This window comes from Streptococcus pseudopneumoniae (genome assembly GCF_001076775.1).
In the GTDB taxonomy this organism is placed as follows: domain Bacteria; phylum Bacillota; class Bacilli; order Lactobacillales; family Streptococcaceae; genus Streptococcus; species Streptococcus pseudopneumoniae_G.
On record NZ_JVGV01000022.1, the window covers coordinates 55,416 to 78,855 of the forward strand.

The following is a 23,440-nucleotide window of genomic DNA, read 5'->3' on the forward strand; positions in this document are numbered from 1 at the left end:
AAAAAATGATTTTGTAAATCATTTTTTCCCGAGCCTGGAAATAAAGGAGCGAGGTTGATTTTGTAAACATTTTTTTACTAAAAAATTTAAAGCGGGCGTTTGTTGGGCATGCCAGCCTTTCTTGGATATTTATTTGGCGTTTCTTTTTTCTTTTCCACCACTGTGATGTAACGCGGATCTCCATTTGGTAGGTCGTAGCTGAGATTGTCTTCTACTTTACTGAAGAGGAGGTTGAGAGCATTCTTAGCTTCTAATAACTCCTCAGGCGCATTGCTGGCCTTGAGTGCCAATAGTTTCCCACCAACTTTAAGGTAGGGGATAGTCAATTCAGACAAGACCTGCATACGGGCAACCGCACGAGCTGTTACAAAATCATAGTGAGCACGGAAGTTTTTGTCATGGGCAAAATCTTCGGCACGTCCATGGTAGAAATGAACATCATCTAAATCCAGTTCTTGAGCCAAAAGTTGGAGGAAGTTGATGCGCTTGTTTAGCGAATCAATGATGGTCACATCTAACTGAGGATAGAGGATTTTCATCGGCAGACTAGGAAATCCTGCCCCAGCTCCAATATCAAGAAGTTTGATAGTTTCATTGGGAATCAAACCTTGAAGAATGGGTGCAATCGAATCGTAAAAATGTTTGAGATAAACTTCATCCTTGTCTGTAATAGCTGTTAGATTGATTTTTTCATTCCACTCGACCAAGAGCTCAAAATAACGTTCAAATTGTTCTTTTTGCTGGTCCGAAAGTGGAAGATTTTGCTCGGCAAGCAGGTTGTAAAATGTTTCTGGTTTCATAGTTATTTCCTTCTTTAGTATCATCTTATTTTACCACAATCATTAAAAATTTGATATACTGGTACTAATCTAAAAGTAGAAAGGACTTATATAATGACTTGGATTATTCTTGGAGTTATCACTCTTATTGTTATTTTTGTAATTGTTAGCTATAACGGTTTGGTTAAGAATCGTATGCAAACAAAGGAGGCTTGGAGTCAGATTGATGTTCAGTTGAAACGTCGAAATGATCTCTTGCCAAACTTGATTGAGACTGTAAAAGGTTATGCCAAATATGAAGGTTCTACCCTTGAAAAGGTGGCAGAACTGCGTAACCAAGTGGCGGCAGCGACTTCACCAGCAGAAGCTATGAAAGCTAGTGATGCCCTCACTCGTCAGGTTTCAGGTATTTTTGCAGTTGCAGAAAGCTATCCAGATTTGAAAGCTAGTGCAAACTTTGTTAAATTGCAAGAGGAGTTGACAAACACAGAAAATAAAATTTCTTACTCTCGTCAACTCTACAACAGTGTTGTCAGCAACTACAATGTAAAATTAGAAACTTTCCCAAGCAATATTATCGCTGGAATGTTTGGATTTAAAGCAGCAGATTTCCTTCAAACACCAGAAGAGGAAAAGGCAGTTCCTAAAGTTGATTTTAGCGGTTTAGGTGACTAAGATGTTGTTTGAACAAATTGCAAGCAATAAACGAAAAACATGGATTTTGTTGCTGGTATTTTTCCTACTCTTAGCTCTTGTTGGCTATGCGGTTGGTTACCTCTTTATGCGATCTGGGCTCGGTGGTTTGGTTATCGCACTAATTATCGGCTTTATCTATGCCTTATCCATGATTTTTCAATCGACAGAGATTGTCATGTCCATGAATGGAGCGCGTGAGGTGGATGAACAAACGGCACCAGACCTCTACCATGCAGTAGAAGATATGGCTATGGTCGCTCAGATTCCTATGCCCCGTGTTTTCATCATTGATGATCCAGCCTTAAATGCCTTTGCGACAGGTTCTAATCCTCAAAATGCGGCGGTTGCTGCGACTTCAGGTCTCCTAGCTATTATGAATCGTGAAGAACTAGAAGCTGTTATGGGCCATGAAGTCAGTCATATTCGTAATTACGATATCCGTATTTCGACTATTGCCGTTGCCCTTGCCAGTGCTATCACTATGCTTTCTAGTATGGCAGGTCGTATGATGTGGTGGGGTGGCGCAGGTCGCAGACGAAGTGACGACGATCGAGATGGAAATGGCTTAGAAATCATTATGCTCGTGGTTTCTCTACTAGCTATTGTGCTAGCGCCTCTTGCTGCAACCTTGGTGCAACTAGCTATTTCTCGTCAAAGGGAATTCCTAGCTGATGCTTCCAGTGTTGAGTTGACGCGCAATCCTCAAGGGATGATAAATGCTCTACGTAAGTTGGATAATAGTAAACCGATGAGTCGTCCTGTCGATGATGCCAGCAGTGCACTTTATATCAATGATCCTAAGAAAGGGGGAGGGTTCCAAAAACTCTTCTATACCCACCCACCTATTTCAGAACGTATTGAACGTTTAAAACATATGTAAAATGAATGCTGGAAAAAGTCTTTAAAATCTGAAAAACGCATAATATCAGGTGTGCAAAAAACTTGATATTATGCGTTTTATTATGGGGAGATTTACTTCCTTTTCTCCTGAAATTGCATTTTTGCCCCATCTATCTGCTATGTTGCAAATTTATAAATCTTCTAAATTAACTACCTCCAGACCGTGTTCTGTTAAGCGATAGATGATTGAACAGACCTCTTTTAAGAAACGCCTGTCATGCGAAACAGTGATGAGACCGCCTGGATAGGTGGCAAAGAGTTTTCTGATTTGGGGTTGAGAAGTGGGAGAAAAGTTTCGTGTAGGTTCATCCAGCAGGAGAAAGTTTGGTTTGCGCAAGACTAAATCCAAAAGCAGAAGTTTCCCCTGTTGTCCGCCAGATAAGGAGCGAATTTGATGCTGCATTTCCGGATAACTGAAATTGAGACTAGCTAAGTGAGATTGGATTTTCTGCAGTTCCTCTTTTTCCCCAGTTTTGCTTAGATAGGCTATTGGGGATAAATTCAATTGCAGTTTTTTGTGGTAATCTTGTGGCATAAAACCAAGCGAAATCTCTCTTTTATCATTAAGAAGTTGCTGTAATTTGGCTAGCAGAGTTGATTTCCCAATACCATTTGGGCCGATAATACCAATTTTTTCTTGGCCACGGACAGTTAGTTGTAGCTTTTGAACCAAAACTCGGTCGCCAATGGCCAAATTTTCCTTTTCCAGTTGGATTAAGACTTTAGAAGCAGGCAATGGCTGTATATCTGAGAAGAAAAGTCTGATTTCTTCCTCTTCAAGTGGTTTTTGGGTCATGGACTGAGCTGTCTTTTCAAAGCGTTTTTCTTGAGAGAGGACATTTTTCATCTTTTTAGCCAATAGGCGACCAGCAGTACTGTCTTTAGTAGCTCGAAGCGCAGTTTCTACATTTTGCTTGACTCGTCGATGTTTTTCCATGGTTTTATTGTAGGCTCTTTGGTCGTTAGCAGCTTGCTGACTTTGTTTGGTAAAATTAGCCTTTCTCTGCTCACTATAGCAATCATAGTCTAAATGCTCTACTAGCGTTTCTGCTTCTTTACGGTGCTTGACCAGTCGCAAGTGGACAATAGCATCAGCCGTTTCAGAAAGAAAGTCTTCATCATGGGAAATGAAAATAACGGTTTGCCGAGTCTTGCGAATTTGACCTTTTAGCCAATCAACCGTCTCAAGGTCCAGATCATTTGAAGGTTCATCTAAAAATAGAATCTCAAAGGGTTTGGCTAACTCATGGATGAGCTGAATTTTCAAAGCTTCGCCCCCTGATAGACTGCCAATCTCTTGGTCACTAGCAAAGCGATCACTATCAAAATGTAACTCTTCAGCTACGCGATAAAGGATACTGTAGTCTAAATCAATAGAATCTAAAAAGAAGTAGTCGTGTAGACTTCTCTTTTTCAGGTCCTCGGGGAGTTTTTGAGGAATGTAGGCCAGTGACTGATAGTCAGATTGGATGTCACCCCTGATAGTGAAATCAGGCAAAGCTTCCCCCATTAAAGTTTTAAGCAAGGTTGATTTGCCATTTCCTTCTTCGCCAATAATAGCTACCTTTTCCCCGTCTTGGATAGTCATGTTTAAGTCTGAGACAAGGTCTCGTAAATCTTTGTTTTGTGTGATGGTCAGGTGATTGATTTTTATCATATGATTGCCTGATTGCCCTTTCTAGAATGTCCATAGTGCATAACAAAAAGCTCTACTTTACCTAGTAGAGCCAATGTCTATGTCAAAAAAACTCTATTAATACTCTTCGAAAATCTCTTCAAACCATGTCAGCGTCGCCTTACCGTATATATGTGACTGACTTCGTCAGTCTTATCTACAACCTCAAAACAGTGTTTTGAGCAACCTGCGGCTAGCTTCCTAGTTTGCTTTTTGATTTTCATTGAGTATAAAATGCTAGAAAAAGAGCATAAAAGAGCACACAAAAAGAGACAAAAACAAGATCTACTAAATAAAGGTTCTTTATTTGATAGACTTAGTTGTTCATGTCTCCCTTACCTCCTAGTATTAGTACCTCTATCCTATACCTTTCAGGTTATTTTGTCAACAGAAAACTGACAATTCTAATCTCTAAAATCCGAAAACAGGTCCATAAAGAGTTAGTACGTGTTTGACATGCTCGTAATGGAACTTGTCATAGTTGCGCCAAGCAGTGCGTGCTTGATCGTTGAGTTTTAGGCTACCAAGACCAATCAGAAGACTGGTACGTTGGTAAAATTTCTCAAGATCGATTAAGATACTGTTGTCCAACTTTTCCGCTTTTTTGAGCTCTTGCATAGTAGTATTTAGCAGCTCTTGCAGTCGAATATCATCTGCCCTATCCTGTTTGCAGCTTTGGAAACTTTTATTTAACTCGGATAGGAGTTGGGTTGCATTAGTAATGAGTTCTTTATCTTCCATGTGAGCATCCTCCTTGCTCTGATGTATTATTGCCTATAGTATAGCACTAAAAAACAAAAATGTCATAGTAAATATGTTAAAAAATCGAATTTTAATTACAAAGTTTGGTGGGCTGATTTGTAGGCTTTTCATGGTATAATCAAGAGAGTAAATCTTTATGGAGGAAGTATGAAATTAAATATTCAAGAAATTCGTAAGCAGTCTGAAGGCTTGCATTTTGAACAAACGTTAGACCTAGCCGCCGACCTACGTGCACGTAATCAAGAAATTTTAGATGTAAAAGATATCCTTGCAGTTGGGAAAGTTCAGTACGAAGACCGTATGTATTTCTTAGATTATCAACTATCTTATACCATTGTTCTTGCTTCAAGTCGCAGTATGGAGCCAGTTGAGTTAGTTGAATCTTATCCAATAACGGAAGTTTTCATGGAAGGCGCAACCAACCAGCTAGATCAGGAAGTTTTAGATGATGATTTGGTCTTGCCTATCGAAAATGGAGAACTAGACCTTGCTGAGAGTGTGTCAGACAATATCCTACTAAACATTCCTATCAAGGTCTTGACGGCTGAAGAAGAGGCTGGTCAAGGATTTGTGTCAGGAAATGACTGGCAAATCATGACAGAGGAAGAATACCAAGCCCAACAAGCGGTTAAGAAAGAAGAAAACAGTCCTTTTGCTGGCCTACAAGGACTATTTGATGGAGACGAATAATGGTCTTGTCAAAAAAACGCGCACGAAAGGTGCTAGAAGAAATCATTGCTCTGTTTCCAGATGCCAAGCCCAGTCTTGATTTTACCAATCATTTTGAACTCTTGGTTGCGGTCATGTTGTCAGCTCAGACAACGGATGCAGCGGTAAATAAGGCCACACCGGGTCTCTTTGCTGCCTTTCCAACGCCACAAGCCATGTCTGTTGCGACAGAGGGTGAGATTGCTTCACATATTTCTCGCCTGGGACTGTATCGGAATAAGGCTAAATTCCTTAAAAAATGTGCCCAACAGTTACTAGACGATTTTGATGGTCAAGTACCTCAAACACGTGAGGAATTAGAGAGTCTAGCAGGTGTTGGTCGCAAGACAGCCAATGTTGTCATGAGTGTGGGCTTTGGGATTCCAGCTTTTGCAGTAGATACTCATGTGGAGCGTATTTGCAAACACCACGATATCGTCAAAAAGTCAGCGACACCACTTGAGGTGGAAAAGCGGGTCATGGATATCTTACCACCTGAGCAGTGGTTAGCAGCCCATCAGGCCATGATTTATTTTGGAAGAGCCATTTGTCATCCTAAAAATCCAGAGTGTGACCAGTACCCACAGTTATATGATTTTAGCAATTTATAAGATGGGGTTTCAAAAGTTTTTGCTTGATTTTAAGCATGCTTTGTGCTATAGTATTTGATAACTAAATATTCCTTTAAACCTGTCCCGTGAGGCAGGCAAGGAGCGTGATAAAGTAGAAGGGTGGAGTCTATACTGTTTGCAGTAGGGCTTACTTAGCTATACATTCCAAGTCTCCTTGTTTAAGGAGACTTTTCTTTTTGGAGGTTTGTCATGAAGACAAAAGAAGTTGTAGACGAATTGACCGTCAAACGAGCGATTACGCGTATTACTTATGAGATTATCGAACGCAACAAAGATTTGAATAAAATCGTCTTGGCTGGTATTAAAACTCGTGGTGTCTTTATCGCCCACCGAATCCAAGAACGTTTGGAGCAACTAGAAAATCTTTCAGTTCCTGTTGTGGAATTGGATACCAAACCTTTCCGTGATGATGTTAAAAGTGGAGAAGATACTTCTTTGGTTTCTGTTGATGTGACAGACCGCGAAGTTATCTTGGTGGACGATGTGCTTTATACAGGCCGTACTATCCGTGCTGCTATTGATAATATTGTCGGTCATGGTCGTCCTGCGCGCGTGAGTTTAGCAGTTCTAGTTGATCGTGGACATAGAGAATTGCCAATCCGTCCAGATTACGTTGGGAAAAACATCCCAACTAGTCGTTCTGAAGAAATCATCGTAGAGATGGCAGAACTTGATGGCCAAGACAGAGTTCTGATTACTGAAGAAGCTTAGAAAGCTAAAGGAGTAGCCATGTCAGAAAATCAACAAGCATTGAACCATGTGGTGTCCATGGAAGACCTCACTGTCGATCAAGTGATGAAATTGATCAAGCGAGGAATTGAGTTTAAAAACGGAGCTCAGCTTCCTTATGAAGACCATCCGATTGTTTCCAATCTTTTCTTTGAGGATTCTACACGGACGCATAAATCCTTTGAAGTGGCAGAGATTAAACTGGGATTGGAGCGACTTGACTTTGATGTGAAGACTAGTTCAGTCAATAAGGGTGAGACACTTTATGATACCATTTTGACTCTGTCTGCTTTAGGAGTGGATGTCTGTGTGATTCGCCACCCTGAGGTTGACTACTACAGAGAGTTAATTGCAAGTCCGACGATTACGACTTCCATCATCAATGGTGGAGATGGTTCGGGCCAACACCCTAGCCAGAGCTTGCTTGATTTGATGACTATTTATGAGGAATTTGGTCACTTTGAGGGTCTTAAGGTTGCGATTGCAGGTGACTTGGATCATTCACGCGTTGCCAAATCCAATATGCAGATTTTGAAACGCTTGGGAGCTGAACTCTTTTTCGCTGGACCTGAGGAATGGAGAAGTCAAGAGTTTGCAGACTATGGACAGTTTGTAACCATTGATGAAATCATTGATCAGGTGGATGTCATGATGTTTCTTCGTGTGCAACATGAACGCCATGATAGTGGGGCTGTCTTTTCCAAAGAAGATTACCATGCCCAACATGGTTTGACTCAAGAACGTTATGACCGTTTGAAAGAAACAGCAATCCTCATGCACCCAGCTCCAGTCAACCGTGATGTAGAAATCGCAGACCACTTGGTTGAAGCACCAAAATCACGGATTGTCCAACAAATGACCAATGGTGTTTTTGTTCGAATGGCAATCTTAGAATCCGTACTGGCGAGTAGAAACGCCAACTAAAACACAAGACGTTAAAAGACGCCAGTGAGCGTCCACGAGAGGTGAAAATATGACAAAAAGACTTCTAGTATTAGAAGATGGCACAGTTTTTGAAGGCAAGGCCTTCGGAGCAGATATTGATGTAACAGGCGAAATCGTCTTTAATACAGGGATGACCGGCTATCAAGAATCCATTACAGACCAGTCTTATAATGGACAAATCTTGACCTTTACTTATCCTTTGGTGGGAAATTATGGAATTAACCGTGATGATTACGAATCCATTATTCCAACTTGTAAGGGAGTCGTTGTTTTCGAAGAAGCACGTAGAGCTAGTAACTGGCGCAACCAAATGACCTTGGATGAATTTTTGAAAGCAAAGAAAATTCCTGGTATTTCAGGGATTGATACGCGTGCCCTTACCAAGATTATCCGTAAGCATGGTACCATGCGAGCAACCTTGACCCATGTTGGGGACAGCATGGACCATGTGACGGACCAGCTGCAAGCAACAGTCTTGCCGACAGACAATATCAAACAGGTTTCCACTAAAACTTCCTATCCAGCTCCAGGAGTTGGTTTGAGTGTGGTGCTAGTGGACTTTGGTCTTAAGCACTCAATCCTACGTGAACTTTCTAAGCGTAACTGTAACGTGACGGTTGTTCCGTATTCAACAACTGCGGAAGAAATTCTCCATCTCAATCCTGACGGAGTTATGTTGTCAAATGGTCCAGGTAACCCAGAAGATGTTCCACAGGCACTAGATATGATTCGTGGTGTGCAAGGAAAAATTCCAATCTTTGGTATTTGTATGGGGCATCAACTCTTTGCTATGGCAAACGGGGCTAAGACTTACAAGATGAAGTTTGGTCACCGTGGATTCAACCATGCGGTACGTGAAATTGCTACAGGACGTGTGGATTTTACAAGTCAAAACCATGGTTATGCAGTTAGCCGTGAGGATTTGCCAGAACACTTGATTATCACCCACGAAGAAATCAATGACAAGTCAGTTGAAGGTGTGCGTCACAGATATCAACCTGCTTTCTCTGTTCAATACCATCCAGATGCAGCCCCTGGTCCACACGACGCTAGCTACCTATTTGATGAGTTTATCGAGATGATGGAAGCTTTTAAACAATCAAACTAAGAACGAGTAAAAGCTCGTCGGAGAATTTATTTAACTGAACACGGACGGAAAGCTCGGAATTTAGAGAAACCAACTTGGATTGTCAATCCTTCCTTGGTTTCCTAAAATTCAATCGCTTTCTATTCGTCCTTTGTATCTTATTTAATGGCAACCTGAGAGTTGCCGAATAGAAAGACAGGTCGTTTCTTTTAGTCGCTATCAGGCGAACTAAAAACTCCCTGCACTAGATTTTTTATCGAAAAATATCGTTTCGCTAAAAAATCGTCGGAGAATTTATTTAATGGCAACCTGAGAGTTGCCGAATAGAAAGGAGAAGATACATTGTTCGCGGAAGTGAACACGCCCTAAGAACTGTGTGAAAAAGATAAACATCGTCTTGACGATGAAGGCGTCTGCACCGAGTTTCCTATTTTCACTGTGTTCTTTGCGGGCTTTGTATCATAAACTATGCCTAAACGTACTGATATTCAAAAAATTATGGTGATTGGTTCTGGTCCGATTATTATTGGTCAGGCTGCTGAGTTTGACTACGCAGGGACCCAGGCTTGCTTGTCGTTGAAAGAGGAAGGTTATGAGGTTGTTTTGGTTAATTCAAACCCTGCAACCATCATGACGGACAAGGAGATTGCTGATAAGGTTTATATTGAACCGATTACACTTGAGTTTGTGACACGTATTCTTCGTAAGGAGCGTCCAGATGCCTTGCTACCAACACTCGGTGGTCAGACAGGTCTTAACATGGCCATGGAATTATCTAAAAATGGTATCCTTGATGAGCTTGGTGTTGAGCTTCTGGGAACTAAATTATCTGCCATTGACCAAGCGGAGGACCGTGATCTCTTTAAACAGTTGATGGAAGAGTTAGAACAACCAATTCCTGAATCTGAAATTGTTAACACTGTTGAAGAAGCGGTTGCCTTTGCAGCAACAATTGGCTACCCAGTTATCGTTCGTCCAGCCTTTACACTTGGTGGTACTGGTGGTGGTATGTGTGCCAACGAGGAAGAATTGCGTGAAATCGCTGAAAATGGTTTGAAATTGTCACCTGTTACCCAATGTTTGATTGAGCGTTCAATCGCAGGTTTCAAGGAAATCGAATACGAAGTGATGCGTGACTCAGCTGACAATGCTTTGGTTGTTTGTAACATGGAAAACTTTGATCCAGTTGGGATTCATACAGGGGATTCTATTGTTTTTGCCCCTGCGCAAACTATGTCAGACTATGAAAACCAAATGCTACGTGACGCTAGTTTGAGCATTATTCGTGCCCTTAAGATTGAAGGTGGATGTAATGTTCAGCTAGCCCTTGATCCACACAGCTTCAAGTACTATGTCATCGAAGTAAATCCTCGTGTATCGCGTTCTTCAGCCCTTGCATCTAAGGCGACAGGTTATCCGATTGCCAAATTGGCTGCTAAGATTGCAGTAGGTTTGACCTTGGATGAGGTTATCAATCCAGTTACAGGTTCTACCTACGCCATGTTTGAGCCAGCTCTTGACTACGTAGTTGCCAAGATTCCACGTTTCCCATTTGACAAGTTTGAAAAAGGAGAACGTCGTCTAGGTACCCAAATGAAGGCAACTGGAGAAGTTATGGCGATTGGTCGTAACATCGAGGAATCACTCCTGAAAGCTTGTCGCTCCCTTGAAATTGGGGTTCACCACAATGAAATGCCAGAACTTTCAGCAGTTTCGGATGATGCCTTGATTGAAAAGGTTGTTAAAGCCCAAGATGATCGCCTCTTCTATGTGTCAGAAGCCATTCGTCGTGGTTACACACCAGAAGAAATCGCTGAGCTTACAAAAATTGATATCTTTTATCTCGATAAACTCTTGCATATCTTTGAAATTGAGCAAGAATTGGGTGCCCATCCACAAGATCTAGAAGTCTTGAAAACAGCTAAACTTAATGGCTTCTCAGACCGTAAGATTGCTGAACTCTGGAATACTACAGCTGACCAAGTTCGCCAGCTTCGTTTGGAAAACAAGATTGTCCCAGTCTACAAGATGGTAGATACTTGTGCGGCAGAATTTGACTCTGAAACACCATATTTCTATTCAACCTATGGATGGGAAAATGAATCTATCAAGTCTGATAAGGAATCTGTACTAGTCCTAGGTTCTGGTCCAATCCGTATAGGTCAAGGTGTTGAGTTTGACTACGCAACTGTTCACTCGGTTAAGGCTATTCAAGCGGCTGGCTATGAAGCCATCATCATGAACTCAAACCCAGAGACCGTTTCAACAGACTTCTCTGTATCAGACAAGCTTTACTTTGAGCCATTGACATTCGAAGATGTTATGAATGTCATCGACTTGGAGCAACCAAAAGGGGTTATCGTTCAGTTTGGTGGTCAAACAGCTATCAACCTAGCTGAGCCATTGGCTAAAGCAGGTGTGACTATTCTTGGTACGCAAGTAGCTGACCTAGACCGTGCGGAAGACCGTGACCTCTTCGAGCAAGCTCTAAAAGATTTGGATATTCCACAGCCACCAGGACAAACGGCTACCAATGAAGAAGAAGCAGTTCTTGCAGCTCGCAAGATTGGCTTCCCAGTTCTTGTCCGCCCATCTTATGTACTTGGTGGACGTGCCATGGAAATCGTTGAAAACGAAGAAGACCTTCGTTCTTATATGCGTACTGCGGTTAAGGCAAGTCCAGACCACCCTGTTCTTGTTGACTCTTATATCGTCGGACAAGAGTGTGAAGTCGATGCCATTTCAGACGGACAAAATGTCCTCATCCCAGGTATCATGGAGCATATTGAACGTGCTGGTGTCCACTCAGGTGACTCAATGGCCGTTTACCCACCGCAAACCTTGTCGCAAAAGGTGCAAGAAACAATCGCAGACTATACTAAACGCCTAGCAATCGGTCTTAACTGCCTTGGAATGATGAACATCCAGTTTGTCATCAAGGATGAAAAAGTCTATGTTATTGAGGTCAATCCACGTGCTAGCCGTACGGTGCCATTCCTTTCTAAGGTAACCAATATCCCTATGGCTCAAGTAGCAACCAAGCTCATTCTTGGTCAAAAACTTGAAGAACTTGGCTACCAAGATGGACTTTACCCTGAAAGTACCCGCGTTCATATCAAGGCACCTGTCTTCTCCTTTACCAAACTAGCTAAGGTAGACAGCTTACTTGGTCCTGAAATGAAGTCAACAGGGGAAGTTATGGGTTCTGATACGACTTTAGAAAAAGCTCTCTATAAGGCTTTTGAAGCTTCTTACTTACACTTGCCAACTTTTGGTAACGTTGTATTTACCATCGCTGATGATGCCAAAGAAGAAGCCTTGGACTTGGCTCGTCGTTTCCAAAATATTGGCTATGGAATCCTCGCGACAGAAGGAACAGCAGCCTTCTTTGCCAGTCATGGATTGCAAGCCCAACCTGTTGGTAAGATTGGTGATGACGATAAGGATATTCCAAGTTTTGTTCGCAAAGGAAGAATTCAAGCTATCATTAATACAGTTGGAACAAAACGAACTGCTGACGAAGATGGAGAGCAAATTCGCCGTTCAGCTATTGAACACGGAGTGCCCCTCTTCACAGCCCTAGATACAGCTAACGCCATGCTCAAAGTATTGGAAAGCCGTAGTTTTGTCACAGAAGCGATTTAAATAGAAAAAAGAGAAGGTATAACGATCTTCTCTTTTTTGTTATATTTTTTCTTGTAAACTACTGCTTAATCAGCTTTTGCGATAAGCTTTAATACTGTGGCTATACCACTCCTGCATTTCTTTTGATGGTGGTGTCATATAATCCCCATACATCTGGGTTAAAAATTGATCATATTTTTTAGGGACGGGCAACATACGGCCTTCAAACTCAGTTAAGATGAGTTCTTTAAAGGTATCAACTGGGAAGACTTCTTTCATTCCTTCTTTACCAATACCAATTCCTCCCTCATATTGAGGAGTGTTGGTTACAGCATTTTTGACTAGCTGATCAATTTTCTTGTAAAAGTAACGAGGATTGACAAATCGGAGGGCGTGCCAGCTACATAATCTTAGAAAATCTTTTAATTTGCTATCGCCGTGAACTGCACGTGATTTTTTTATATAAGCTAGTTGACGAAGGGCTACATACTTATAACTCTTGTCGACAATGCTCAAATCTGTAAAGCGATCAATTGGGAAGACATCAATAAAGAGACTGGTGTCATGACGCTTGTACTTAACATGGTCTTCAATAACAGTAGAAGTATCCAAAATCGATGCGAAATTATGGAAGTACCAAGAAGAAGTGTCGTAGGAGAGAACCTTATAACGTGGATGGTCTTCTTCCTCAATAATCTTCAGTAAACGCTCATAATCTTCACGATAGAGAGAAATATCAATATCATCGTCCCAGGGAATCATACCTTTGTGGCGGATAGCTCCAAGCATGGTTCCATAACTGAGAAAATAAGGAATATCATGTTTCTTACAAGTCTCATCAATATAGTCTAGCAGGGCTAGTTGAATTTCTTTAATTTCTTCTTTTTCTAAATACTGCATCCTAATCCTCCAATTTATAAGCGTGAAATTCATGACTGTAGAAGCGTTTTTCTTCTGGTGGTAGGGTCATATAATCTCCATAAAATTGCGTCAAAATAGTATCAAATTTTTCAGGTGCAGGAAGGCTTAAATTCTCAAAGGGGAGATCGATTGTTTTATCGAAGGTACCACTTGGGAAGACTTCCTTTTCCTTAAATTTAGAAGGGATAAAGGCCATATACTGTCCATTCTTATGACTATATTTTTGAATTTCTTTCTCGATTTTATGTGCGAAATAACGAGGAGAAACAGGTCGAAGGAGCAACCAAAAGGCTGTTCGTATCCAATCTTTTAAAAGGCTATCCTTATAGACAATATTTTTGTGTTTACTGAAAGACAGTAGTTTGAAGCTTTCCAGTTTGTAACAAGTATCAATGATCTTAGGATTATCAAATCGGTCCATAGGGAAAATATCGATAAAAACACCTGACTCATAGGTTTTTGTATTCCGAGTATCAATAATTTTAGTTGTACTGTCGGTGATTTTGATAAAGTTGTTAAAGTAGTTCTTATCAGTTTCTAAGGATAGGAGCTTATATTTGCTTTTTTCCTTTTGAAAAATGTTTATAAATCGTTGGTAGTCTTCTCGAGGCATGGACAGATCAATATCGTCGTCCCAAGGAATAAAGCCCTGATGTCGAACTGCCCCAATCAGAGTCCCGTAGTTAATAATATAGTTGATATTGTGCTTTTTACAGAGAGTATCAATATAATCCAAAATTTCTAATTCAATTTGTTTGGCATCTTCAATGGTTAGTTGTTTCATTTTAAACTCCTATGATCTTTTGAATTTATTTTTTAAGGCTAGGACATGGTTTAAAAATTCATAGAAAATGCTATCTTTGGTGAAGGCAAGTAGACCAATATAAGAGATGGCTGATAGCAAGACAATCAAACCAGTATTAATCAAAAATGGCAAATTAATGACCATATCCACAGGATACAAGAAATTAATCAGGAAATAAATTCCTACAAAGGAAAGTGAAAAGAGCGAGTATCGAACAGTATAGCTAAAGATATGTCCTAAGTGAATAAGTTGTTTTCTATGGATGAAAATGATATAGAAAACAAGTAGAGAGGCCTCTGATAGCATAGTTGTCAGTAAGTAGTATTCAGGAGCCACGATATGGTTGAAAAAGAGGAGACTATTCAAGCCCAAATTGAGTAATCCTGCAAAGACTGTGTAGACTGTGATACGTTTTTCATAACCATTTGTAAAGAGAATTTGGGAACCAAGAATGGTATCTAAGGCCAGGATAATCGTACGAAAAGCGAAGAGAGAGGTCAAAATACCACCTCCGATATATTTTTCACTACCGTAAAGTAGGATGGCATTTGGTCCTAAAACCATGAGTCCAAAACTCAGTGGAATGATAAAGAAGTTAAAGATTCGACTACCTCTATTAACCAGAGAAACATAGGCTTCTTTGTCTCCTTTACCCAAATAGTAACTGAGACGAGGCACACTCACTCCGATAGCTCCTGTTACGACACCAGCTATAACGGTCACAATTCGCTGAGCCATGGTATAGTAACTAACGTTGACATCAATCCCTGTTTTAACGAGGAAGAGACGATCCAAAAAAGTGAAGAGCATATTGGCATTGGCAAAGACCAACATGGCTGTTAGAGGGAGAAAGAGCGGTTTAAAATCACTTATGTGAATCTTAACAAGCTTAATGTCTCTTTTAATCCAAAAATAACTAATCAGATAGTTAATCAGCGTCGATAAACTCATCACGAGTGTGTAGACAACAATATCATGTTCATTTTTGACAAACAGGAAAATAGAGACCAGCATCAGGATACGGATGAAGGCAGTCTTGTAAAAAAGAAAACTGTAATTTTCCAGAGCTTCATTGACCCACTCGATTGAAAAAATCTGGGCAATGAGTTGAATCCCCATAACAAGGTAGACCTTTTTGATGATTGGATTATCAGTAAAGAAGAGAGGATAGGCTAGGATATAGACAGCAGTGGTCAAAATTGTACAAGCTATGCACAAATAAAAAAGATTAGAGAAGGTTCTATTAAGATCTTTTTTGTTATCCTTGACATTACTGATGGCACGTAAACCGTAGTTATAGACCCCATAAGTTGCGAAGGGCAAGAAAAATGACAAAATAGTGTCAACTGAGTTGAAGTAACCATAGTCAGTTCGGTCCAAGACACGCGCGACGTAGGTACCAGTTAAGATGGGAAAAATAATATTCAAGACACGAATTCCCATATAAGATAGAGCATTTAATTTTATACTTTTCATTCAATTTACCTCGTTTTTCATTATATCATAAAGTTAGCTAATAAGAAATGAAGGGCAGTAAGTCAAGCAATCACTTTGAAGTTTCAAAGCTTAATTTTAAGATTTTTTTAAGGAAAGTATATTATTCTGAAGAACTCTAAAATTTCACAGCCATTTATTAGTAATGACTACAGAATTCCTAGTCACTACTAGAAAAGGACTAGTTTCTTTGAATAATGGAACTGCATAATCCTCCTATTCTAGAACGGGATGACTAGTATTTCTTTTATGATAGGACTAGATTGTGGTATAATAGAGAGAGTAAGTTTTTTTAGTAAGACAAAGGAGAAAATAGATGATTTATGCAGGAATTCTTGCTGGTGGAACTGGCACACGTATGGGAATCAGTAACTTGCCAAAACAATTTTTAGAGCTAGGTGATCGACCTATCTTGGTTCATACAATTGAAAAATTTGTCTTGGAACCAAGCATTGAAAAAATTGTAGTTGGTGTTCATGGAGACTGGGTTTCTCATGCAGAGGATCTTGTAGATAAATATCTGCCTCTTCATAAGGATCGTATCATCATTACAAAAGGTGGTGCTGACCGTAATACAAGTATTGAGAAAATCATTGAAGCCATTGATGCTTATCGTCCGCTTACTCCAGAGGATATCGTTGTTACCCACGATTCTGTTCGTCCATTTATTACGCTTCGCATGATTCAGGACAATATCCAACTTGCCCAAAATCATGACGCAGTGGACACAGTGGTAGAAGCGGTTGATACCATCGTTGAAAGCACTAATGGTCAATTTATTACAGATATTCCAAATCGTGCTCACCTCTATCAAGGGCAAACACCTCAAACATTTCGTTGCAAGGATTTCATGGAACTTTACGGCTCTCTCTCTGCTGAAGAGAAGGAAATCTTGACAGATGCATGTAAAATTTTTGTGATCAAGGGAAAAGATGTGGCCTTGGCCAAGGGTGAATACTCAAATCTGAAGATTACAACCGTAACAGATTTGAAGATTGCAAAAAGTATGATTGAGAAAGACTAGTAAAATGATTAATCAAATTTATCAACTAACTAAGCCTAAGTTTATCAATGTCAAATACCAGGAAGAGGCTATTGACCAAGAGAATCATGTCCTCATCCGTCCTAATTACATGGCTGTCTGTCATGCGGATCAGCGTTACTACCAAGGAAAACGTGATCCGAAGATTTTGAATAAAAAGCTTCCAATGGCAATGATTCACGAGTCATGTGGAACCGTTATTTCTGATCCAACAGGAACCTACGAAGTTGGTCAAAAAGTTGTCATGATTCCCAATCAGCCACCTATGCAGAGTGATGAAGAATTCTATGAGAACTACATGACAGGTACTCATTTCTTGTCTAGTGGATTTGATGGCTTTATGAGAGAGTTTGTTTCTCTTCCTAAAGATCGTGTGGTGGCTTATGATGCTATCGAAGATACGGTTGCAGCCATTACAGAGTTTGTCAGTGTCGGCATGCACGCTATGAATCGTCTATTGACCCTTGCTCATAGCAAGCGGGACCGAATCGCCGTTATCGGAGATGGAAGTTTAGCATTTGTGGTTGCCAATATTATCAACTATACTTTGCCAGAAGCAGAGATTGTGGTTATTGGTCGTCATTGGGAAAAGTTGGAACTCTTCTCATTTGCCAAAGAATGCTATATTACTGATAATATTCCTGAAGATTTGGCCTTTGACCATGCTTTTGAGTGTTGTGGTGGTGATGGTACTGGACCAGCTATTAATGATTTGGTTCGCTATATTCGTCCTCAGGGAACGATTCTTATGATGGGAGTTAGTGAGTATAAAGTCAATCTCAATACACGCGATGCCTTAGAAAAAGGCTTGCTCTTGGTTGGGTCCTCTCGTTCTGGTCGCATTGATTTTGAAAATGCAATCCAAATGATGGAAGTCAAGAAATTTGCCAATCGTCTTAAAAATATCCTTTATCTAGAAGAACCTGTAAGAGAAATTAAAGATATTCATCGTGTCTTTGCTACCGACTTAAACACAGCCTTTAAAACCGTGTTTAAGTGGGAAGTATAGGTGCTGGAGGTTAATTGTGGAGAAAATCATTAAAGAAAAAATTTCTTCCTTACTTAGTCAAGAAGAGGAAGTCCTCAGTGTTGAACAACTGGGGGGAATGACCAATCAAAACTATTTGGTCAAAACAACAAATAAGCAATACATTGTTAAATTCTTTGGTAAAGGGACAGAAAAGCTGATCAATCGTCAAGATGAAAAGTACAATCTTGAACTACTAAAGGATTTAGACTTAGATGTAAAAAATTATCTTTTTGATATTGAAGCTGGTATAAAAGTAAATGAGTATATCGAATCTGCGATTACGCTTGATTCAACGTCAATCAAGACCAAATTTGACAAAATTGCTCCAATTTTACAAACTATCCATGCATCTGGCAAGGAATTAAGGGGAGAATTTGCTCCTTTTGAAGAAATCAAAAAATACGAATCCTTGATTGAAGAAAAAATCCCTTATGCCAACTATGAAGCTGTTCGAGAAGAAGTCTTCTCCTTAGAGAAAAGACTGGCTGACTTAGGTGTTGACAGAAAATCTTGTCATATCGATTTGGTGCCTGAAAACTTTATCGAATCACCTCAAGGACGTCTATATCTGATTGACTGGGAATATTCATCAATGAACGATCCAATGTGGGATTTGGCTGCCCTCTTTTTAGAGTCTGAATTCACACGTCAAGAGGAAGAAGCTTTCTTATCTCACTATGAGAGTGAACAAACTCCTGTCTCTCGTGAAAAGATTGCCATTTATAAAATTTTACAAGATGCTATTTGGAGTCTATGGACTGTCTATAAGGAAGAGCAAGGCACAGATTTTGGTGACTATGGTGTGAATCGTTACCAAAGAGCTGTTAAAGGTTTGTCATATTATGGAGGTTCAGATGAAAAATAAAAATGGAGTTTCTTTTGGTCTACTCTCAGGTGTTTTCTGGGGTTTAGGTCTAACAATTAGCGCTTATATCTTTTCAATTTTTACAGATTTGTCGCCCTTTGTGGTGGCCGCCGCTCATGATTTCTTGAGTATCTTTATCTTACTAGCTTTTCTTTTAGTAAAAGAAGGAAAAGTTCGTCTCTCGATTTTCTTAAATATTCGCAATGTTAGTGTAATCATCGGAGCCTTGTTAGCAGGTCCTATCGGTATGCAGGCCAATCTTTATGCAGTTAAGTATATCGGAAGTTCCTTGGCTTCATCAGTATCGGCTATTTACCCTGCAATTTCAGTTTTATTGGCTTTCTTCTTTTTGAAGCATAAGATTTCGAAAAATACTGTGTTTGGGATTGTCTTGATTATTGGAGGGATTATTGCTCAGACCTATAAGGTTGAACAGGTTAATTCCTTCTACATTGGCATTCTCTGTGCTTTGATTTGTGCTATTGCATGGGGAAGCGAGAGTGTTCTTAGCTCTTTTGCCATGGAAAGTGAATTGAGTGAAATCGAAGCCCTCTTAATTCGTCAAGTAACTTCATTCTTGTCCTATCTTGTGATTGTGCTCTTCTCTCATCAGTCATTTGCAGAAGTCGCCAATGGACAATTGCTTGGTCTTATGCTTGTCTTTGCAGCCTTTGATATGATTTCTTATTTGGCTTATTATATCGCTATCAATCGCTTGCAACCAGCCAAGGCTACAGGCTTGAACGTGAGCTATGTAGTATGGACAGTCTTGTTTGCAGTTGTTTTCTTAGGTGCACCGCTAGATATGCTGACCATTATTACGTCACTTGTCGTCATTGCCGGAGTTTATATTATTATTAAAGAATAAAGGAGATTCGTGTGAAAGCCATCATCTTAGCAGCGGGATTGGGAACTCGCTTGCGTCCTATGACTGAAAATACCCCTAAAGCCTTGGTTCAGGTTAATCAAAAACCCTTGATTGAATACCAAATTGAGTTTCTCAAAGAAAAAGGAATCAATGACATCATCATCATCGTTGGTTATCTTAAAGAACAATTCGATTACTTGAAAGAAAAATATGGAGTTCGGCTCGTTTTTAATGATAAATATGCTGATTACAATAACTTCTACTCTCTCTATCTTGTAAAAGAAGAATTAGCTAACAGTTATGTTATTGATGCTGACAATTATCTCTTTAAAAATATGTTCCGCAATGATTTGACTCGTTCGACTTATTTTAGTGTCTATCGTGAAGATTGTACCAACGAATGGTTCTTGGTCTATGGAGATGACTACAAGGTTCAAGACATTATTGTTGATAGCAAGGCAGGTCGTATCCTTAGTGGTGTATCCTTCTGGGATGCTCCAACTGCAGAAAAGATTGTTAGCTTTATCGATAAGGCTTATGCAAGTGGTGAATTTGTTGATCTCTACTGGGACAATATGGTTAAGGATAACATCAAAGAGCTAGATGTCTATGTTGAAGAATTAGAAGGCAATAGCATCTATGAAATCGATAGTGTCAAAGACTATCATAAATTAGAAGAAATTCTTAAAAACGAAAATTAAAGATTTCAACATCTGGCTAAAATAGTCGGATGTTTTTTTGATTTTTTACGAATAGAATAGATGAGTAGAAAAAGAAATGGAGTTATTTATGAAAATCACAAACTATGAAATCTATAAGTTAAAAAAATCAGGTTTGACCAATCAACAGATTTTGCAGGTCCTAGAATACGGTGAAAATGTCGATCAGGAGCTTTTGTTGGGTGATATTGCAGATATATCAGGTTGCCGAAATCCAGCCGTTTTTATGGAACGTTATTTTCAGATAGACGATGCGCATCTGGAGAAGGAGTTCCAAAAGTTTCCATCTTTCTCTATTCTAGATGACTGTTACCCTTGGGATTTGAGTGAAATATACGATGCACCTGTACTTTTATTTTACATGGGAAATCTTGACCTCTTGAAATTTCCTAAGGTAGCGGTCGTGGGCAGTCGTGCTTGTAGCAAACAGGGAGCTAAGTCAGTTGAAAAAGTCATTCAAGGCTTGGAAAATGAACTGGTTATTGTCAGTGGATTAGCCAAGGGGATTGATACAGCAGCTCATATGGCAGCTCTTCAGAATGGCGGAAAAACCATTGCAGTGATTGGGACAGGTCTGGATGTATTTTATCCTAAAGCCAATAAACGTTTGCAAGATTACATCGGCAATGAGCATCTGGTTCTCAGTGAATATGGACCTGCAGAACAACCTCTGAAATTTCATTTTCCTGCCCGAAATCGTATCATTGCTGGACTTTGTCGAGGTGTGATTGTAGCAGAGGCTAAGATGCGTTCAGGTAGTCTCATTACTTGTGAGCGAGCAATGGAAGAAGGTCGTGATGTTTTTGCTATTCCTGGTAGCATTTTAGATGGACTATCAGACGGTTGCCATCATTTGATTCAAGAAGGTGCAAAATTGGTCACCAGTGGGCAGGATGTTCTTGCGGAATTTGAATTTTAAGACAAAATTTTTCTTTCTTAAACAACTTTTCTTCTATATATAGGAGCTAAGTCTTGACAGTTATGGCAAAATGGTTTACACTTTATAAAGTTTATTACTTTGAAAAGGTGTGATACTGTGGCTACGGCAACAAAAAAGAAAAAATCAACAGTTAAAAAAAATTTAGTAATCGTGGAGTCACCTGCTAAGGCCAAGACGATTGAAAAATATCTCGGCAGAAACTATAAGGTTTTAGCCAGTGTCGGGCATATCCGTGATTTGAAGAAATCCAGTATGTCAGTCGATATTGAAAATAATTATGAACCGCAATATATCAATATCCGAGGAAAAGGACCTCTTATCAATGACTTGAAAAAAGAAGCCAAAAAAGCTAATAAAGTCTTTCTGGCGAGTGACCCGGATCGTGAAGGAGAAGCGATTTCTTGGCATTTGGCTCACATTCTCAACTTGGATGAAAATGATGCTAACCGTGTGGTCTTCAATGAAATCACCAAGGATGCGGTCAAAAATGCTTTCAAAGAGCCACGCAAGATTGATATGGACTTGGTCGATGCCCAACAGGCTCGTCGTGTCCTAGATCGTTTGGTAGGCTATTCGATTTCGCCTATTTTGTGGAAGAAGGTTAAGAAAGGATTATCGGCAGGGCGCGTCCAGTCCATTGCGCTTAAGTTAATCATTGACCGTGAGAATGAAATTAATGCCTTCCAACCAGAAGAATATTGGACAATTGATGGTGTCTTTAAAAAGGGAACCAAGCAATTTCAGGCTTCCTTCTATGGAGTGGATGGTAAAAAGCTGAAACTGACTAGTAATGATGAGGTCAAAGAAGTCTTGTCTCGTCTGACCAGTAAAGATTTTTCAGTGGATCAGGTAGATAAGAAAGAGCGCAAACGCAATGCTCCATTACCCTATACCACTTCATCTATGCAGATGGATGCTGCCAATAAAATTAACTTCCGTACTCGAAAAACCATGATGGTTGCCCAACAGCTTTATGAAGGGATTAATATCGGTTCTGGTGTTCAAGGTTTGATTACCTATATGCGTACCGATTCGACTCGTATCAGTCCAGTAGCGCAGAACGAAGCAGCAAGTTTCATTACGGACCGTTTTGGTAGCAAGTATTCTAAGCATGGTAGCAAGGTCAAAAATGCTTCAGGAGCTCAGGATGCCCACGAGGCTATTCGTCCGTCTAGTGTCTTTAATACACCTGAAAGTATTGCTAAGTATTTGGACAAGGATCAGCTCAAGCTTTATACCCTTATCTGGAATCGTTTTGTAGCGAGTCAGATGACAGCTGCTGTCTTTGATACCATGGCTGTTAAATTGTCTCAAAATGGGGTTCAATTTGCTGCCAATGGTAGTCAGGTTAAGTTTGATGGTTATCTTGCCATTTATAATGATTCTGACAAGAATAAGATGTTACCGGACATGGCTGTTGGAGATGTAGTCAAGCAGGTTAATAGCAAACCAGAGCAACATTTCACCCAACCGCCTGCTCGTTATTCTGAAGCGACACTGATCAAGACCTTGGAGGAAAATGGTGTTGGACGTCCATCCACCTATGCGCCAACCATTGAAACTATTCAGAAACGTTATTATGTTCGCCTTGTAGCTAAACGTTTTGAACCAACAGAGTTGGGAGAAATTGTTAACAAGCTCATCGTTGAATATTTCCCAGATATCGTAAACGTGACCTTCACAGCCGAAATGGAAGGCAAACTGGATGATGTCGAAGTCGGAAAAGAGCAGTGGCAACGTGTCATTGATGCCTTTTACAAACCATTCTCAAAAGAAGTCGCCAAGGCTGAAGAAGAAATGGAAAAAATCCAAATCAAGGATGAACCAGCTGGATTTGACTGTGAAGTGTGTGGCAGTCCAATGGTCATTAAACTTGGTCGTTTTGGTAAATTCTACGCTTGTAGCAATTTTCCAGATTGCCGTCATACCCAAGCAATCGTGAAAGAGATTGGTGTTGAGTGTCCAAGTTGTCATCAGGGACAAATCATTGAGCGTAAAACAAAACATAACCGCCTTTTCTATGGTTGTAATCGCTATCCAGATTGTGAATTTACTTCTTGGGACAAGCCTGTTGGTCGTGACTGTCCAAAATGTGGCAACTTCCTCATGGAGAAAAAAGTCCGCGGTGGTGGCAAACAGATTGTATGTAGTAAGGGTGACTACGAAGAAGAAAAGATTAAATAAGAGGAGAGTCCTGAAAGTGAATTTCAGGCTCTTTT

Annotated in this window: 21 protein-coding genes; 15 read left to right on the plus strand and 6 right to left on the minus strand. The window is 40.0% G+C overall.

From position 1 onward, the window contains the following. Window positions 1–86 precede the first annotated feature (86 nt). On the minus strand, window positions 87–800 hold the full coding sequence (gene rsmG, locus ADJ60_RS06295; RefSeq protein ID WP_049544093.1) for a 16S rRNA (guanine(527)-N(7))-methyltransferase RsmG: 714 nt from the start codon (window positions 798–800) through the stop codon (window positions 87–89). A gap of 93 nt (window positions 801–893) precedes the next feature. Here rsmG and ADJ60_RS06300 point away from each other — a divergent pair, with 93 nt between their 5' ends. Both ADJ60_RS06300 and htpX read left to right on the plus strand, forming a co-directional pair. Continuing rightward, window positions 894–1,454, plus strand: coding sequence for a LemA family protein (locus ADJ60_RS06300; RefSeq protein ID WP_049544095.1), 561 nt, complete (start codon window positions 894–896; stop codon window positions 1,452–1,454). A gap of 1 nt (window position 1,455) precedes the next feature. Then, the gene (htpX, locus tag ADJ60_RS06305) at window positions 1,456–2,355 is read left to right on the plus strand and encodes a zinc metalloprotease HtpX (protein ID WP_049544097.1); all 900 of its coding nucleotides are present in this window, start codon (window positions 1,456–1,458) and stop codon (window positions 2,353–2,355) included. A gap of 150 nt (window positions 2,356–2,505) precedes the next feature. On the opposite strand, the gene ADJ60_RS06310 is transcribed toward htpX, so the two are convergent. Both ADJ60_RS06310 and ADJ60_RS06320 read right to left on the minus strand, forming a co-directional pair. Beyond that, window positions 2,506–4,032, minus strand: a complete 1,527-nt coding sequence (locus tag ADJ60_RS06310) for an ATP-binding cassette domain-containing protein (RefSeq protein WP_049544100.1) — start codon at window positions 4,030–4,032, stop codon at window positions 2,506–2,508. 429 nt (window positions 4,033–4,461) lie between these two features. Next, on the minus strand, window positions 4,462–4,791 hold the full coding sequence (locus ADJ60_RS06320) for a hypothetical protein (protein ID WP_049544102.1): 330 nt from the start codon (window positions 4,789–4,791) through the stop codon (window positions 4,462–4,464). A gap of 168 nt (window positions 4,792–4,959) precedes the next feature. Between ADJ60_RS06320 and ADJ60_RS06325 the strand changes: the two genes are divergently transcribed. The 6 genes from ADJ60_RS06325 (at window position 4,960) to carB (ending at window position 12,558) form a co-directional block, all read left to right on the plus strand. Then, entirely contained in the window at window positions 4,960–5,502 is a 543-nt protein-coding gene (locus tag ADJ60_RS06325; RefSeq protein WP_049544104.1) for a YceD family protein, read from the plus strand. After that, window positions 5,502–6,131: an endonuclease III gene (gene nth / locus ADJ60_RS06330; RefSeq protein ID WP_033681985.1), complete on the plus strand. Its 630-nt coding sequence runs from the start codon at window positions 5,502–5,504 to the stop codon at window positions 6,129–6,131. Before ADJ60_RS06325 ends, nth begins: the two co-directional genes overlap by 1 nt. A gap of 210 nt (window positions 6,132–6,341) precedes the next feature. Continuing rightward, entirely contained in the window at window positions 6,342–6,863 is a 522-nt protein-coding gene (gene pyrR, locus ADJ60_RS06335; RefSeq protein ID WP_000850023.1) for a bifunctional pyr operon transcriptional regulator/uracil phosphoribosyltransferase PyrR, read from the plus strand. An 18-nt stretch (window positions 6,864–6,881) separates the two neighbouring features. After that, on the plus strand, window positions 6,882–7,805 hold the full coding sequence (locus tag ADJ60_RS06340; RefSeq protein ID WP_033687097.1) for an aspartate carbamoyltransferase catalytic subunit: 924 nt from the start codon (window positions 6,882–6,884) through the stop codon (window positions 7,803–7,805). Window positions 7,806–7,854: 49 nt separating this feature from the next. Further along, a complete protein-coding gene (locus tag ADJ60_RS06345; RefSeq protein ID WP_000166853.1) occupies window positions 7,855–8,934 on the plus strand; it encodes a carbamoyl phosphate synthase small subunit in 1,080 nt (359 codons plus the stop codon). Between the two features lie 447 nt (window positions 8,935–9,381). After that, window positions 9,382–12,558 carry a carbamoyl-phosphate synthase large subunit gene (gene carB, locus ADJ60_RS06350; RefSeq protein WP_049544107.1) on the plus strand — a complete coding sequence of 1,059 codons (3,177 nt, stop codon included), beginning with the start codon at window positions 9,382–9,384 and terminating at the stop codon, window positions 12,556–12,558. Window positions 12,559–12,627: 69 nt separating this feature from the next. Here the strand turns inward: carB and ADJ60_RS06355 are convergent, their stop codons facing one another. Genes ADJ60_RS06355 through tacF form a run of 3 tightly spaced genes read right to left on the minus strand, consistent with a single transcriptional unit; the run spans window position 12,628 to window position 15,739 of the window. Beyond that, window positions 12,628–13,437, minus strand: a complete 810-nt coding sequence (locus ADJ60_RS06355) for a LicD family protein (protein WP_049544109.1) — start codon at window positions 13,435–13,437, stop codon at window positions 12,628–12,630. 1 nt (window position 13,438) lies between these two features. Further along, on the minus strand, window positions 13,439–14,242 hold the full coding sequence (locus tag ADJ60_RS06360; protein WP_049544112.1) for a LicD family protein: 804 nt from the start codon (window positions 14,240–14,242) through the stop codon (window positions 13,439–13,441). A gap of 9 nt (window positions 14,243–14,251) precedes the next feature. Then, the gene (gene tacF, locus ADJ60_RS06365; RefSeq protein ID WP_049544115.1) at window positions 14,252–15,739 is read right to left on the minus strand and encodes a type IV teichoic acid flippase TacF; all 1,488 of its coding nucleotides are present in this window, start codon (window positions 15,737–15,739) and stop codon (window positions 14,252–14,254) included. Between the two features lie 334 nt (window positions 15,740–16,073). On the opposite strand from tacF, the gene ADJ60_RS06370 reads away from it, so the two are divergent. The 7 genes from ADJ60_RS06370 (at window position 16,074) to topA (ending at window position 23,405) form a co-directional block, all read left to right on the plus strand. Then, window positions 16,074–16,781: an IspD/TarI family cytidylyltransferase gene (locus ADJ60_RS06370; RefSeq protein ID WP_049544116.1), complete on the plus strand. Its 708-nt coding sequence runs from the start codon at window positions 16,074–16,076 to the stop codon at window positions 16,779–16,781. A 4-nt stretch (window positions 16,782–16,785) separates the two neighbouring features. Then, window positions 16,786–17,808, plus strand: a complete 1,023-nt coding sequence (locus tag ADJ60_RS06375; protein WP_049544118.1) for a ribitol-5-phosphate dehydrogenase — start codon at window positions 16,786–16,788, stop codon at window positions 17,806–17,808. Between the two features lie 16 nt (window positions 17,809–17,824). Further along, the gene (gene licA, locus ADJ60_RS06380) at window positions 17,825–18,694 is read left to right on the plus strand and encodes a choline kinase LicA (protein WP_049544120.1); all 870 of its coding nucleotides are present in this window, start codon (window positions 17,825–17,827) and stop codon (window positions 18,692–18,694) included. Next, on the plus strand, window positions 18,684–19,562 hold the full coding sequence (locus ADJ60_RS06385) for a DMT family transporter (protein WP_049544121.1): 879 nt from the start codon (window positions 18,684–18,686) through the stop codon (window positions 19,560–19,562). The genes licA and ADJ60_RS06385 overlap by 11 nt, the downstream gene beginning before the upstream one ends. An 11-nt stretch (window positions 19,563–19,573) precedes the next feature. Beyond that, a complete protein-coding gene (locus ADJ60_RS06390) occupies window positions 19,574–20,263 on the plus strand; it encodes a CTP--phosphocholine cytidylyltransferase (protein WP_049544122.1) in 690 nt (229 codons plus the stop codon). Between the two features lie 88 nt (window positions 20,264–20,351). Then, window positions 20,352–21,200, plus strand: a complete 849-nt coding sequence (gene dprA / locus ADJ60_RS06395; RefSeq protein WP_049544124.1) for a DNA-processing protein DprA — start codon at window positions 20,352–20,354, stop codon at window positions 21,198–21,200. Window positions 21,201–21,317: 117 nt separating this feature from the next. Further along, window positions 21,318–23,405, plus strand: a complete 2,088-nt coding sequence (gene topA, locus ADJ60_RS06400; protein WP_049544126.1) for a type I DNA topoisomerase — start codon at window positions 21,318–21,320, stop codon at window positions 23,403–23,405. Window positions 23,406–23,440: the final 35 nt, after the last annotated feature.

Coding starts and splice junctions, on each gene's coding strand:
- rsmG (WP_049544093.1), bottom strand. CDS start 800: ATGAAACCAGAAACATTTTACAACCTGCTTGCCGAGCAAAATCTTCCA.
- ADJ60_RS06300 (WP_049544095.1), top strand. CDS start 894: ATGACTTGGATTATTCTTGGAGTTATCACTCTTATTGTTATTTTTGTA.
- htpX (WP_049544097.1), top strand. CDS start 1,456: ATGTTGTTTGAACAAATTGCAAGCAATAAACGAAAAACATGGATTTTG.
- ADJ60_RS06310 (WP_049544100.1), bottom strand. CDS start 4,032: ATGATAAAAATCAATCACCTGACCATCACACAAAACAAAGATTTACGA.
- ADJ60_RS06320 (WP_049544102.1), bottom strand. CDS start 4,791: ATGGAAGATAAAGAACTCATTACTAATGCAACCCAACTCCTATCCGAG.
- ADJ60_RS06325 (WP_049544104.1), top strand. CDS start 4,960: ATGAAATTAAATATTCAAGAAATTCGTAAGCAGTCTGAAGGCTTGCAT.
- nth (WP_033681985.1), top strand. CDS start 5,502: ATGGTCTTGTCAAAAAAACGCGCACGAAAGGTGCTAGAAGAAATCATT.
- pyrR (WP_000850023.1), top strand. CDS start 6,342: ATGAAGACAAAAGAAGTTGTAGACGAATTGACCGTCAAACGAGCGATT.
- ADJ60_RS06340 (WP_033687097.1), top strand. CDS start 6,882: ATGTCAGAAAATCAACAAGCATTGAACCATGTGGTGTCCATGGAAGAC.
- ADJ60_RS06345 (WP_000166853.1), top strand. CDS start 7,855: ATGACAAAAAGACTTCTAGTATTAGAAGATGGCACAGTTTTTGAAGGC.
- carB (WP_049544107.1), top strand. CDS start 9,382: ATGCCTAAACGTACTGATATTCAAAAAATTATGGTGATTGGTTCTGGT.
- ADJ60_RS06355 (WP_049544109.1), bottom strand. CDS start 13,437: ATGCAGTATTTAGAAAAAGAAGAAATTAAAGAAATTCAACTAGCCCTG.
- ADJ60_RS06360 (WP_049544112.1), bottom strand. CDS start 14,242: ATGAAACAACTAACCATTGAAGATGCCAAACAAATTGAATTAGAAATT.
- tacF (WP_049544115.1), bottom strand. CDS start 15,739: ATGAAAAGTATAAAATTAAATGCTCTATCTTATATGGGAATTCGTGTC.
- ADJ60_RS06370 (WP_049544116.1), top strand. CDS start 16,074: ATGATTTATGCAGGAATTCTTGCTGGTGGAACTGGCACACGTATGGGA.
- ADJ60_RS06375 (WP_049544118.1), top strand. CDS start 16,786: ATGATTAATCAAATTTATCAACTAACTAAGCCTAAGTTTATCAATGTC.
- ADJ60_RS06385 (WP_049544121.1), top strand. CDS start 18,684: ATGAAAAATAAAAATGGAGTTTCTTTTGGTCTACTCTCAGGTGTTTTC.
- dprA (WP_049544124.1), top strand. CDS start 20,352: ATGAAAATCACAAACTATGAAATCTATAAGTTAAAAAAATCAGGTTTG.